Annotated in this window: 12 protein-coding genes; 4 read left to right on the plus strand and 8 right to left on the minus strand. The window is 54.0% G+C overall.

From position 1 onward, the window contains the following. Positions 1-139 precede the first annotated feature (139 nt). Positions 140-1,807, plus strand: coding sequence for a 2-isopropylmalate synthase (gene leuA / locus IMQ33_RS03210; protein WP_196061758.1), 1,668 nt, complete (start codon positions 140-142; stop codon positions 1,805-1,807). Here leuA and IMQ33_RS03215 read toward each other — a convergent pair. After that, positions 1,779-2,579, minus strand: a complete 801-nt coding sequence (locus IMQ33_RS03215) for a helix-turn-helix transcriptional regulator (protein WP_065685111.1) — start codon at positions 2,577-2,579, stop codon at positions 1,779-1,781. The two genes, leuA and IMQ33_RS03215, sit on opposite strands and share 29 nt — an antisense overlap. A 132-nt stretch (positions 2,580-2,711) precedes the next feature. Here IMQ33_RS03215 and IMQ33_RS03220 point away from each other — a divergent pair, with 132 nt between their 5' ends. Continuing rightward, positions 2,712-3,110: a VOC family protein gene (locus IMQ33_RS03220; RefSeq protein ID WP_065685110.1), complete on the plus strand. Its 399-nt coding sequence runs from the start codon at positions 2,712-2,714 to the stop codon at positions 3,108-3,110. A 48-nt stretch (positions 3,111-3,158) separates the two neighbouring features. Here IMQ33_RS03220 and IMQ33_RS03225 read toward each other — a convergent pair whose 3' ends face one another. The 4 genes from IMQ33_RS03225 to IMQ33_RS03240 all read right to left on the minus strand — a co-directional run bounded on the left by IMQ33_RS03225 (position 3,159) and on the right by IMQ33_RS03240 (position 7,874). Beyond that, entirely contained in the window at positions 3,159-4,712 is a 1,554-nt protein-coding gene (locus tag IMQ33_RS03225; protein WP_037374874.1) for a peptide MFS transporter, read from the minus strand. A 477-nt stretch (positions 4,713-5,189) separates the two neighbouring features. Then, the gene (mdtG, locus tag IMQ33_RS03230) at positions 5,190-6,425 is read right to left on the minus strand and encodes a multidrug efflux MFS transporter MdtG (protein ID WP_196061757.1); all 1,236 of its coding nucleotides are present in this window, start codon (positions 6,423-6,425) and stop codon (positions 5,190-5,192) included. A 184-nt stretch (positions 6,426-6,609) separates the two neighbouring features. Continuing rightward, positions 6,610-6,894 (minus strand): YciI family protein, encoded by a 285-nt coding sequence (locus IMQ33_RS03235; RefSeq protein ID WP_024486560.1) that lies wholly within the window; start codon positions 6,892-6,894, stop codon positions 6,610-6,612. Positions 6,895-6,953: 59 nt separating this feature from the next. Next, positions 6,954-7,874, minus strand: a complete 921-nt coding sequence (locus IMQ33_RS03240) for a Kdo(2)-lipid IV(A) acyltransferase (protein ID WP_065685108.1) — start codon at positions 7,872-7,874, stop codon at positions 6,954-6,956. Positions 7,875-8,201: 327 nt separating this feature from the next. Between IMQ33_RS03240 and IMQ33_RS03245 the strand changes: the two genes are divergently transcribed. Continuing rightward, a complete protein-coding gene (locus IMQ33_RS03245) occupies positions 8,202-8,363 on the plus strand; it encodes a histidine kinase (RefSeq protein WP_074423356.1) in 162 nt (53 codons plus the stop codon). A gap of 19 nt (positions 8,364-8,382) precedes the next feature. Here IMQ33_RS03245 and IMQ33_RS03250 read toward each other — a convergent pair whose 3' ends face one another. Then, on the minus strand, positions 8,383-9,480 hold the full coding sequence (locus IMQ33_RS03250; protein WP_065685107.1) for an NADH:flavin oxidoreductase/NADH oxidase: 1,098 nt from the start codon (positions 9,478-9,480) through the stop codon (positions 8,383-8,385). A gap of 208 nt (positions 9,481-9,688) precedes the next feature. On the opposite strand from IMQ33_RS03250, the gene IMQ33_RS03255 reads away from it, so the two are divergent. Next, entirely contained in the window at positions 9,689-10,741 is a 1,053-nt protein-coding gene (locus IMQ33_RS03255; RefSeq protein ID WP_098931567.1) for a rhodanese-related sulfurtransferase, read from the plus strand. 64 nt (positions 10,742-10,805) lie between these two features. On the opposite strand, the gene IMQ33_RS03260 is transcribed toward IMQ33_RS03255, so the two are convergent. Continuing rightward, positions 10,806-11,384, minus strand: coding sequence for a YceI family protein (locus IMQ33_RS03260; RefSeq protein ID WP_059200552.1), 579 nt, complete (start codon positions 11,382-11,384; stop codon positions 10,806-10,808). Positions 11,385-11,410: 26 nt separating this feature from the next. Further along, positions 11,411-11,965 carry a cytochrome b gene (locus IMQ33_RS03265; protein ID WP_098931565.1) on the minus strand — a complete coding sequence of 185 codons (555 nt, stop codon included), beginning with the start codon at positions 11,963-11,965 and terminating at the stop codon, positions 11,411-11,413. Between the last annotated feature and the right edge of the window lie 355 nt (positions 11,966-12,320).

Consider the following 12,320-nt stretch of genomic DNA (forward strand, 5'->3'; position numbering starts at 1 on the left):
GCATTAATTGTTGTCGCATCGCCGCAGGATGCAAATTTTTTGTTGTCCATTTTGCGACGATAGTTGTCCATCAGCCGGGAGACGCCTGGCTACGGGCAGGAAATAATGGCTACACCCTTTGGTCTGTAGGAGAATCAGGATGTTAGCCAACCCAGCAAGCAAGTACCGGCCGTTCCCGGCCATCGATTTACCCGATCGTCAGTGGCCGGGGCACACCCAGCAGCAGGCACCGCGCTGGTGTTCCAGCGATCTGCGTGACGGCAATCAGGCGTTGGCCGAGCCGATGGATAACGCTCGCAAGCTACAGTTCTATCAACTGTTACTGGCCTGCGGGTTTAAGGAAATCGAGGTGGCATTTCCTTCCGCATCGCAAACCGACTTTGACTTTGTGCGTCACTTGATCGAGCAACGGCTGATCCCGGATGACGTCTCAATCCAGGTGCTCACGCAGTCGCGCGACGATCTGATCGATCGCACGATGGAGTCGTTGCAAGGGGTTCCACGTGCCATCGTGCATCTGTATAACGCCACCGCCCCGATGTTTCGCGATATCGTTTTCAAGCAGGACAAGGCCGCTACCGTGGCGCTGGCGGTGAATGGCGCACGCCGTATTCGCCAATGGTGCGATCGGCATCCGGAAACTGACTGGTGTTTCGAGTATTCGCCGGAGACCTTCTGCTTTACCGAGCTGGAGTTTGCCCTGCAAATTTGTGAGGCGGTGGCAGACGTGTGGCAACCTGAACGCCAGCGGCCCATGATCATCAACCTGCCGGCCACCGTGGAGATGAGTACCCCGAACATTTATGCCGACCAGATCGAATGGTTCTGTCGCCACTTCAGCCAGCGGAAGCAGGTGACCATCAGCGTGCATCCGCATAACGATCGCGGTACCGGTGTCGCTTGCGCCGAGTTGGCCATGCTGGCGGGGGCAGACCGAGTGGAAGGCTGCCTGTTTGGCAACGGCGAACGCACGGGCAATGTCGATCTGGTGACGTTAGCGCTCAATTTGTACACCCAGGGCATCGCGCCAGGGCTGGACTTCAGCCGGTTGAAAGAAGTGGTTGAAGTGGTGGAACAGTGCAACCAGTTACCGGTGCATCCGCGCCATCCTTATGCCGGGGAGTTGGTGTTTACCGCGTTCTCGGGCTCGCATCAGGACGCCATCAAGAAAGGTTTCGCCGCCCAACAGCAGCGTGAAGATGGGTTATGGCAGGTGCCTTATCTGCCGCTCGACCCGGCAGACGTGGGATGCAGCTATGAGGCGGTGATCCGCGTTAACAGCCAGTCTGGCAAGAGCGGGGCCGCCTGGCTGCTGGAGCAGAATCATGGATTGCGCTTGCCGCGTGGCTTGCAGATCGACTTCAGCAAAGTGGTGCAACAGGCCACGGATGAAAGCGGCAAGGAAATGACGGTGGCGGAGATCTGGCGGCTGTTCCGCAACAGCTACGGATTGGTGGAACAGCCGCGTTTGCAACTGCTTAGCTATCAAACGCAAAGCCAGGGTGGGGCGGCTTACAGCTTTACGGCGCAGGTAGCTCTGGTAGGAGAACCAATGCAGTTGCAAGGTAGCGGGAACGGGCTGTTGTCCAGCGCGGTAGATGCGCTCTGCCAACGCTTTGGCCTGGTGCTGGCTATCGACGACTACCATGAACATACCCTGGGCCATCAGAGCCATAGCCGGGCAGTAACCTATATCCGGTGTACGCCAGCAAAAGGGGAGGCAATTTACGGCGTTGGGATTGACGCCGACTCGGCCAGTGCCTCGCTCCAGGCACTGTTCAACGTGGCTGGCCGCTGTTTGCCGTGATCGCTGGCTGAGCCTGGGCAAAATAGGTGCTGGGGGAAACGCCAAGCAGGCGGCGGAACATGGCGCTAAACGCACTGGGGCTGTCATAGCCCAGATCCAAAGCCACCTCCAGCACCGACCTTCCGGCGGCCAGGGCGTTGAGCGCCGCCAGCAGGCGGGCACGACGTACCCAGTCACTAAAGCGCAGGCCAGTCTCACGTTGGAAGCGACGGGACAGCGTACGGCCACTGACGTTGATGTGCTGCGCCGCCAGCTCCAACTCCCAAGGCTGTGCCAAAGATTGCTGAATGTGTTGGCACAGGGCCAATAAGACGCCATCGCGTGGTTCGGGAAGGTGCAGGGGCAGGATCGGCAGCATACGCAACTCATCGAGGATCAGTTCCATAATGCGTTCTTCGCGTCCGCCGGGCCGGTAGCCGGGCTGAATACTCATCGCGCTGATAATCAGTTCACGCAATAAGGGGGAAATCTGCACAACCTGGCACTGAGCAGGTAAGTCGGCACGGGCCAGGGGATCGACGAACAGCGTGCGTGCCGCCACGTTACCGCTAAAACGCAGGTTATGTTCCACTTTGGCTGGTAACCAAACGCCACGGCCTGGGGGAACGACCCAACTGCCTACGCGCGTATTCACCTGTACTACGCCGCTAAGGCCATGGATCAGTTGAGCGCAGTTGTGGCAATGATCCGGTTCGCTATCACCATCCTGATAGTCTTTTGAAAATGGCACGATAGACTGATTCTCTGGGAGAAAATCGACGTTAAACAGCATTGTTCCTCCTCTGGATCCTGATGGCGTGTCTATTGCAGCATGCCATGTCTTGCCGCTACCGCAAAGCGCATTTCCTGTACGCCGTTTTGCCATGAAACGGCTTAGGCTAGCAGTTTGCCAACGGGAGGAAGTATGGAACTTGCCAACGCGGTGTTACGGATCGCCCGGCCCACCGACCATTTGGCCGCGATTGCCAACATGTATTGCCAGGGCCTGGGGTTTGAACAACTGGGTGAGTTTGCAGATCACCAAGGGTTCGATGGCATTATGCTTGGTCATCCGCACCATGCCTATCATCTGGAGTTCACCCATCATCGTGGTGTGTTGGTTGGGCGTGCGCCTACACAGGACAACCTGTTGGTATTTTATGTGCCGGAGGTTGCAAGTTGGCAGAGAGGGTGCGATCGGATGCTAGCCAGTGGCTTTGAGCGCGTGCGGGCGTACAACCCTTATTGGGACGTGCATGGGCAAACGTTTGAAGATTTGGATGGCTATCGCGTGGTGTTGCAAGCACGTGCCTGGCAGGCATAAAAAAAGCCAGCGCTTTGCGCTGGCTTAAGGCTGATTACTTAGTGTCTATCAGGCGTGCGTAACCGGTTTGTCACCGCTTTTACCCTGGGTGTTTTCCAGCATGCGGCGGATCGGGACAATCAGCAGGATAAGCACGGCAGCACAGATCACCAGCGCAATAGAGCAGCGGGCGAACAAGGTTGGCAGCATATCCAACTGATCCGCTTTCACATGGCCACCGATCAAGCCGGCGGCCAGGTTGCCTAACGCGCTGGCACAGAACCACAGGCCCATCATCTGGCCACGCATTCTATCCGGTGCCAGAAGCGTCATGGTTGCCAGGCCAATCGGGCTCAGGCAAAGCTCACCCAGCGTCAGCATCAGGATACTGCCCACCAGCCACATCGGTGACACGCCAGCGCCACCGTTGCCCAACACTTGTTGCGCGGCCAGCATCATCAGGCCAAAGCCTGCGGCGGCAAACAGAATACCGATCACGAATTTGGTGATGCTGCTCAGGCGGATTTTGTTACGAGCCAGAGCCGGCCAAGCCCAACTGAAGATTGGCGCCAACAGGATAATGAACAATGCGTTAATCGATTGGAACCATACCGCTGGGATCTCGAAGTCGCCGATCATGCGGTTGGTGTAATCGTTAGCGAACAGGTTGAACGAGGTCGGTTTCTGTTCGAAGGCCGACCAGAAGAAGGCGGCAGAAATCAGCAGGATAAAACAGACCAGCAGACGCGCACGCTCTTTGCGGCTCAGGCCAGCAAAGAAGAACAGGTAGATAAAGTACAGCGTGACCGAGGCGGCGATGACGTAAACCAGCATACTGGCAACGGCGACCGGGTTAATCACGATGATGCCTTGAGAGATCATAATCACGATCGCGGCAACGCCCACGGCCAGTGCAATCAGCCAGGCACCCACGCCATTTTTCTTGGCAACCGGGCTATTCCAGGTTGAATCCAGGCCCACTTCGCTGTCATAGCGCTTCATGGCCGGTACGGCGAACACCCGGAAAATCACCAAGGCCACCAACATCCCGATACCCCCGATGCCGAAGCCCCAATGCCAACCGTGTGAACGGATCAGCCAGCCGGAAATCAGCGGGGCAATAAAGGAGCCCATGTTGATGCCCATGTAGAACAGCGAGAAGCCACCGTCACGGCGCGCATCGCCTTTCTTGTACAGGGTTCCAACCATCACCGAAATACAGGTTTTGAACAGGCCGGAACCGAGCACGATAAACATCAGGCCGACGAAGAACAGGTCGTTGCCCATAATAGCGGACAGGGCAATCGACAGGTGGCCCAGAGCGATCAGGATTGAACCATACCAAACGGCTTTTTGCTGGCCTAGCCAGTTATCGGCTAACCAGCCACCCGGCAGTGCCGCCAGGTACATACTGCCAGCAAAGATACCGACGATCGCCGAGGCGTTTTCTCGCGCCAACCCCATCCCGCCGTCATAAACCGTGGCGGCCATAAACAGGATCAGTAACGGACGAATGCCATAAAACGAGAAGCGCTCCCACATTTCAGTGAAGAACAGCGAGCCGAGAGGATATGGATGGCCGAGGAACGTCCGGCTTTCTTTCTGATTAACAGAGGATTGCATAAAGTCTTCCCAATATAATGTGCTGCGCGCTGGCAGCAGATACTGTGGTATGTCTGTGTCTGTAAGTGAGGTAATCCCGCTGATGCGGATTACCTGACAAAACCTTAGCCGCAGCGCCTATTAAGCTTGAAAACCCTGCAGGCCATTTTATTCACTTGGTCAGAATGTTACTTCTGGCGTGATATTATTTAACCATTTGATAACTGAATGGTGGCTTTGTCTAGTACCTGTATCCCATTTTTTAGACGAAAAGTCGACAAACATCTACTTTATTAGTTTTTATGTTGGCTGTGGCGTTATTTCCATTGACAGGTGGTTTATTGCTCTGTTTGTGATTTTTATGTCTAAAAACAAGGTGTTAATAATATTATTCTTAGAGGTTGGGGCAGCGTCTTAGCGGAAAGGTAACAATAATAAAAGTAAGGGAAACGGGGCTTGGGTAATATTTATCAGAACAACTGGCGATAAATAGCGCTATTACTCTTCTTGCAACGTGTCTTCACGCAATCTCGCTGGCCGCCGTTGTAAACACCACCAGGAATAGAACGCGTTAAATAGCACCACCAGCGCCGTCATGCAGAATACCGCGCGGAATCCATAGCTGGCAGAAACGGCAGCGCCGAGCAGTGGGCCGCTAACGTTACCGATATCCCGGAAAGATTGGTTATAGCTGAATATTCGCCCGGCAACCTGATTGGTACAGTTGTAGATCAACAAGGTTTGCACCGCAGGCAGCAGTGCGCCATCGGCAGCGCCGAGCAGGAAGCGCAATACGCCGAGTTGCCAGGGTGTCTGGACAAAGGCCATTGGGATCAGCAACAGCACGGAAATCACCAGCATAAACACCAGAATCCGCTCCGGGCCGATTCTGTCGCCCAGCTTGCCCAGCCGTGGCGCACTCATCAAGGCGGCAACGCCGGGTACCGAGGCGATCAAACCACTGACAAACGCCAGGTTGCTGATGTTGCCCGCCAGTTCACGCACGTAAAGCGTGAGGATAGGGGCAATCGAGCCAGTGGCGATCTGGATGATCATGGTGGTGATAAACAGGCTGAGGATCAGCTTGGGGCTTTTGAGCGAGGCAAATACCTGGCGCGCATGCAACATGTCTTTTTTCTGCACCGGAGTGAACTGTTCCCGCACGCAGAACAGCGTCAGCAGGAAACAGATAAACAGCACCGTAGCGGTGATGAAGAACACGGGGCGCAGGCCATATTGGTCAGCCAGCAAACCGCCAATCAATGGGCCAATCAGGGCACCGCTGACGCCGCCGGTCGATAGGGTGCCCAGTGCCCAGCCGCTGCGATGGCGGGGCACCTGGGTAGCAATCAGCGCATTGGCGTTGGGAATAAAGCCGCCGAGCAGCCCTAGCACCGCGCGCAGCGCCAGAAACTGCCAGATGTTTTGCGCCATGCCCATCAGCACCATCACAATGCCCATTCCTAGCGCAGAACGCAGCAACATCAGCTTACGCCCACGGCGATCGGCCAGGCTGCCCCAGAATGGTGAGGCAATGGCGGAGAACAGGAAGGTGATACTGAACACCAATCCAGACCACATATTCAGCGACTGATGGCCGGTAACGCCAAGAGCTTCAACGTACAGCGGCAGGAACGGCATGATCAGGCTAAAGGCCGCACCGGTCAGAAAGCAGCCCAGCCAGGTGATGAACAGGTTACGTTGCCAATTGATAGGTTCTGCTGCCGGGGCCATAGGTTTCCGTGCGGGAAGAGATGCCTGACGATCGAGCAAGGCAAAAAAGTTAGCCTGGTAAGTATGCGCTTAATAACGCAGGTTATCAATTGAGCAGCTGTGTGATTTTGCGTGAAAATGAAATAAAGTTTTAAAACGGAGAATGACAATTATTCCCGCGCAGGGCAACGCGGGAACGGAGGGTTCAGGCACCGGCCAAGGCTTCGAATCCGGCGCTGGTCGTGGTGAGAGCGACATTTGTCACCTCATAATTGGCCACGGCAACGAAGGGATCTTCTGCCAGGATGGCATCCAACTTGGTGCGTTCCATATCTTTTACCAGGATCACGCCGCCGGTACGTGGGTTCTTACGGCCAGAGGCAATAAAGCTGCCGGCTTGAAAATAGTGCTTCAACCAGGCGATATGCCCTTCAAGATGGCTTTCTACTTCTTCAATCGGGCGGTGGTAGGTCAGGCTGACGATATACATAGAAGCTCCTGTTGCTGGGAAAGTGACAATATCATGCGGGCCATGTCGGCCCGTAGTGATTAATAGAGAGAAGGCTCACCTTCTGGGCGGGTCTTGAAGCGGCGGTGTAGCCACATATATTGGTCCGGTGCCATCAGGATCTCTTTTTCTACCACTTTGTTCATAAAGGCCGCAGCCTCGACTTCGTTATCCAGCGGGAAGTTTTCCACCGCTGGCTGCATGATGAGTTCGTACCCTTTGCCTTCTGGCAGGCGGCGAGGCGTAAAGGGAATGATCGCCGGTTTCCCCATGCGTACCAACACATAGCTGCCGGTGGTGGTCGCTGCTTTTTCTACAGCAAATAGCGGGGCAAACACGCTGCTGCGCGGGCCGTAGTCATGATCCGGTGCGTACCAGATGATCTCACCCTGTTTCAGGGCGCGGATCATCCCTTTGACGTCTTTACGATCCAGCATGGATTTGTTCGAGCGCATACGGCCCCAGGTCTGTAGCCAGTCCATCAGCTTGTTGTCGTGTGGACGGTAGACGCCGATCCCCGGATTGTGTATGCCAAAGATACGAGCACCCAACTCCAGCGTCAGGAAGTGCAGGCCGATCAGCAGCACCCCTTGATGATTGTCCCGTGCCTTTTGAATGTGCTCCAGGCCGCTGACGCTGAACCAGCGCTCGATACGCCAGTTGGGCCAGAACCAGGCCATGCCGGTTTCAAACAGCCCCATCCCCACGGATTCGAAGTTCTTGGCGATCAACGCATCACGCTCGGCTCTTGGCATATCTGGAAAGCACAGTTCCAGGTTACGCTCGGTTATCGCTCGCCGGCGTTTGAGGAAACGCATTGAAAAGCGACCCAACCCGGTCCCCAAACGATAAATAATCGGGTATGGCAGCAGGACCAGCAGGTAGAGTAAGGCGATGCCAAACCAGGTAAGCCAGTAGCGCGGATGCAGTAAAGATCGATTGAAAGAAGGAACTTGCGTCATGGGTTCTCAGCTTAGAAGCAGTCATTTAACAGTAATAACAGATAAAATGCATAGACACGTCGAGTTGCCATAAGTCGTGTTGTGGGTCGCCATCAGAGTTTTTTGCTGACCACGGGTTGCTTGAACGACTCGGTCTATGCGATGGTTTTCTGCCGTTTATAGTAGCGTATTGTGACATTTTTCTTATGTAACAGGAAAACTCACCGCATTAAAACACCCTTTTTAGGCCTAAATCAGGTGCGGTTGCTGGTTTTTGGGTCAGGCGAGGTAAGAATCGACCTATAATGCAGGCAGTGTTTTATTCGTTTATTGATTCAGGAGGTAACTATGTTGGCATCATGGTTAAGCGCTGGGCTATTGGTGATCGGTGGATTACTTGGCTGTCTTGGTGCCTATATGCAGTACAACCCTTTATTAGTTGTAGCGGGGATCGGGTTGCTGGCTGGAGCGGCTATTTCGGGGGCTACGGAATGGTCAAGCGGGTGCTAAACACCCGCTTGAGGCCGTTTTAATGGTCTTTGAACAATCCTTTCACCCTGTGTGGTTCCGAGCGCCAATACTGTGGCGGAGCCTGCACTTGGGCCCCCAGTTTTGCGGCCGCGTGCCAGGGCCAGCGGGGGTTATAGAGAATACCGCGCGCTAGCGCGACCATATCGGCCTGACCGGTGGCGACGATCGCTTCTGCCTGCTCCGGTTCGGTAATCAACCCCACGGCGATGGTTGGTATCCCTACTTTATGTTTGATGGTTTCGGCAAAGGGTACTTGGTAGTTCGGCCCCACCGGGATTTTTTGCTGCGGCGACAGGCCGCCGCTGGAAATATGAATGTAATCGCAGCCCAATTCCTTTAAAGCACTGGTCAGTTCAACGGACTGCTGTTCGTTCCAGCCTCCTTCAACCCAGTCACTGGCGGAGATCCGCACCCCAAGCGCTTTATTGGCCGGGAAGACTGCCCGCACCTCGCTGAAAATCTCCAGCAACAATCGCATACGATTTTGCAGACATCCGCCGTATTGATCGGTGCGCTGATTGGCCAGCGGCGAAAGGAACTGATGCAACAGGTAACCATGGGCCCCGTGCAGTTCGATCAGATCGAAGCCGAGACGATCGGCGCGCCTTGCCGCTGCAACAAACTGTGCCTTCAACTGCTCAATGTGCTCCAGGCTCATGGCTTGTGGAGCCTCATCCAGAGGGTTAAAGGGCTGGGCAGAGGCAGAGAGCGTTTGCCAACCCCCCTCACTCTTGGCCAGTTGGGCTCCGCCTTGCCACGGAAGGGCGCAAGAAGCTTTGCGGCCAGCATGCCCCAGTTGGATCCCCAAAGGCATGGTGGCGTGTTTTTTTACCGCCTGCACCACGTCTGCAAGTGCCTGTTCGGTGGCGTCGTCCCACAGGCCCAGATCCCCCGGAGAAATACGTCCTTCCGGTGAAACCGCAGTGGCTTCCACAATCAGCAAACCTGCCCCGGAAAGGGACAGATGGCCGAGGTGCATCGTATGCCATTCGGTGGCTTTGCCGTTGTCGGCAGAGTACTGGCACATGGGGGCGATAATGATGCGGTTAGGCAACCGCAGTAGCCCCAGGGTGATCGGAGTAAACAGCTGGCTCATAATTTCCTCATGGTCCGTCAAAATTCGTTGCTACAACTTGCACTAGGCTTATCGGTATTTGCTAATAACGTCAAGCTTTGTGCGGAAATCATTGCCACTGGGTTAATGCTGTGTTGCAGTCTATTTTCGGGTATGATGTGCGCCGCGCGCGGGCCAACGGCTCGTGGGCACTCAATCAGTCACCTCCCGAAAGACAGGAAAGTACACCATGCCAGTGTTACATAACCGAATTTCTAATGAGGAACTGAAGGCGCGTATGCTGGCCGAAACCGAGCCACGCACCACAGTTTCTTTTTATAAATATTTCACCATTGACGACCCAAAGGCATTTCGCGATAGCCTGTATATTCAGTTCGATAAACTGAAGGTGTTTGGCCGTATCTACGTGGCCAAAGAGGGCATCAATGCGCAGATCAGCGTGCCGCAGAGTCACTTTGACGCGTTCAAAGCCGTGCTGTTTGCTTCGCATCCGGCTCTGGATCAGGTACGCCTAAATATTGCGCTGGAAGACGATGGCAAATCCTTCTGGGTACTGCGTCTGAAAGTGCGTGAACGTATTGTGGCCGATGGGATTGAAGATGAGACCTTTAATCCTGCCAATGTGGGTGAGTATCTGCAGGCCGATCGTGTTAACCAGATGATCGACGATCCGAATACGGTGTTCGTTGATATGCGTAACCACTATGAGTACGAGGTTGGGCACTTTGAGAAGGCGATCGAAGTGCCTTCCGACACGTTCCGCGATCAGCTACCGATGGCGGTAGAGATGCTACAGGAGCAGAAAGACAAAAATATTGTCATGTACTGTACCGGTGGGATCCGTTGTGAGAAAGCCAGCGCCTATATGCTGCATAATGGCTTCAAAAACGTCTATCACGTGGAAGGCGGTATTATCGAATATGCCCGCCAGGCGAAGGCTCAAGGGTTGCCACTGAAGTTCATCGGCAAAAACTTTGTGTTTGACGAGCGCATGGGGGAACGTATCTCAGAGGACGTGATTGCCAACTGCCATCAGTGCGGTGCGCCATGTGATACTCACACCAACTGCCTGAACGACGGCTGCCATCTGCTGTTTATCCAGTGCCCAAGCTGTGCCGAGAAGTTTGCTGGCTGTTGCAGCGAGACCTGCCGTGAAGAACTGAAACTACCGCGTGAAGAACAGCGAGCCCGCCGGGCTGGCCGCGAGAATGGCGTGAAAATCTTCAATAAGTCCAAAGGGCTGTTGCAAACCACCATGCATATCCCAGAACCGAAAGAGTAGGGTGTTGCTCGTAGGATAGAAATAGGGCGCTGAAATTCAGCGCCCTTGTTGTATACAGAATGTATTACTTCTCGCGAACGCCTTCGACCGAGATGATCAGCTCAACTTCTTGAGAAGCTGGGCCCAGGTCGGTGGTGATGTCAAAGTCTTTCAGCTTGATTTTACCGTTGGCTTCGAAACCGGCGCGGTAACCGCCCCAAGGATCCTTACCTTCGCCGACCAGTTTGGCTGCCAGCGTGACCGGTTTGGTCACTCCGTTCAACGTCAGGTTGCCGACTACGGCATAACCTTCACCGTCTTTTTTCACTTCGGTAGAGGTAAAGGTGGCCTGCTTGTTCTTTTCAACGTTCAAGAAATCGGCGCTACGCAGGTGTTTGTCACGCTCAGCGTGGTTGGTGTCTACGCTGGCTGTGTTGATGGTTACGTTGACTTTATCGTTAGCCGGGTCTTTTTCATCGAAGGTAAAGCCACCGTCAAAATCTTTGAAAGAACCATAAATCCAGCTGTAACCCAGATGCTGGATGCGGAATTCGATAAAGGCGTGCTGGCCTTGTTTGTCGATTTTATAATTGGCAGCCAGGGCGGAACCGGCGTTTAACAGCAGAGCGCCCGCGGCCAGGCCTAATACGGTTTTCTTCAACATAGCAATATCTCCATAAATCCAAAGGGTTAATCGGTGCTGCGACCCAGCATCCGTTTCAAAGTAACATCACCATCAATGAAGTGATGTTTAAGCGCAGCAAGGGCGTGCAGTACCGAAAGCACGACGACGGCCCAAGCCAGATAAAGATGGATAGTCCCGGCGGTATCGGCCTGCTGTGGCAAACCGGTCACGCTGGCTGGTACGTCAAACCAGCCAAATACGCTGATTGCCTGACCATCGGCGGTCGAGATCAGGTAGCCACTGATCAGGATGGCGAATAGCACGGTGTAAAGCGCGATATGGGCGAATACGGCACTGATATGCGTAAGACGGCTATAACTGGCCAGGGGCTTGGGCGGCGGCGAGATAAAGCGCCAAACCACTCGTACCACCATTACGATAAACAGCAGCGTGCCAATACTTTTGTGGATCTCCGGCGCCTGGTGATACCAAACGTCGTAATAACCCAGCGTCACCATCCATAATCCGAGGGCAAACATGCCGTAAACGGTCAGTGCCACCAGCCAGTGGATCAGTACAGAAACGTGACCAAAGCGGTCTGCGGTATTTTTCCAGAGCATCAGTTTTCCTTACAAAACTCATTTACCGACAGCAATACTTAAACTTTAAGAAACATAAATCAATAATAAATTTAACTAAGTGAGTTCATAAAAATATTAATCAGTAGATTTGTTTGAGTTGTGGCAAGTTGGTCAAAGGAATCGTTGGAGAGGGCGTTTTTTTAGCAATGCGGGGGAAACGCTGGCCAATTGAAATCTATCGACTTTATTCTTCATTGTCAGCTTTTGTCATTTTTCGTAAATACCACCAGAAACCTTGGCAAATAATTGAATAACGACTAGCGCCGATTATTTGTTCGCCCTGTCTACCAGGATTAATTTAATTCCTTCAGCAACTTGAGGGTAATATGCCTGC

The sequence above is a fragment of the Serratia sp. Res13-Sevr-LER1-36-b genome, from assembly GCF_015673035.1.
In the GTDB taxonomy this organism is placed as follows: domain Bacteria; phylum Pseudomonadota; class Gammaproteobacteria; order Enterobacterales; family Enterobacteriaceae; genus Chania; species Chania fonticola_C.

Bases quoted from the DNA above. Each gene is read 5' to 3' on its own strand.
- IMQ33_RS03220 (WP_065685110.1), top strand. From the start codon at position 2,712: ATGGAACTTGCCAACGCGGTGTTACGGATCGCCCGGCCCACCGACCAT.
- IMQ33_RS03225 (WP_037374874.1), bottom strand. From the start codon at position 4,712: ATGCAATCCTCTGTTAATCAGAAAGAAAGCCGGACGTTCCTCGGCCAT.
- IMQ33_RS03245 (WP_074423356.1), top strand. From the start codon at position 8,202: ATGTTGGCATCATGGTTAAGCGCTGGGCTATTGGTGATCGGTGGATTA.
- IMQ33_RS03235 (WP_024486560.1), bottom strand. From the start codon at position 6,894: ATGTATATCGTCAGCCTGACCTACCACCGCCCGATTGAAGAAGTAGAA.
- IMQ33_RS03250 (WP_065685107.1), bottom strand. From the start codon at position 9,480: ATGAGCCAGCTGTTTACTCCGATCACCCTGGGGCTACTGCGGTTGCCT.
- IMQ33_RS03255 (WP_098931567.1), top strand. From the start codon at position 9,689: ATGCCAGTGTTACATAACCGAATTTCTAATGAGGAACTGAAGGCGCGT.
- leuA (WP_196061758.1), top strand. From the start codon at position 140: ATGTTAGCCAACCCAGCAAGCAAGTACCGGCCGTTCCCGGCCATCGAT.
- IMQ33_RS03260 (WP_059200552.1), bottom strand. From the start codon at position 11,384: ATGTTGAAGAAAACCGTATTAGGCCTGGCCGCGGGCGCTCTGCTGTTA.
- IMQ33_RS03215 (WP_065685111.1), bottom strand. From the start codon at position 2,579: ATGCTGTTTAACGTCGATTTTCTCCCAGAGAATCAGTCTATCGTGCCA.
- IMQ33_RS03265 (WP_098931565.1), bottom strand. From the start codon at position 11,965: ATGCTCTGGAAAAATACCGCAGACCGCTTTGGTCACGTTTCTGTACTG.
- mdtG (WP_196061757.1), bottom strand. From the start codon at position 6,425: ATGGCCCCGGCAGCAGAACCTATCAATTGGCAACGTAACCTGTTCATC.
- IMQ33_RS03240 (WP_065685108.1), bottom strand. From the start codon at position 7,874: ATGACGCAAGTTCCTTCTTTCAATCGATCTTTACTGCATCCGCGCTAC.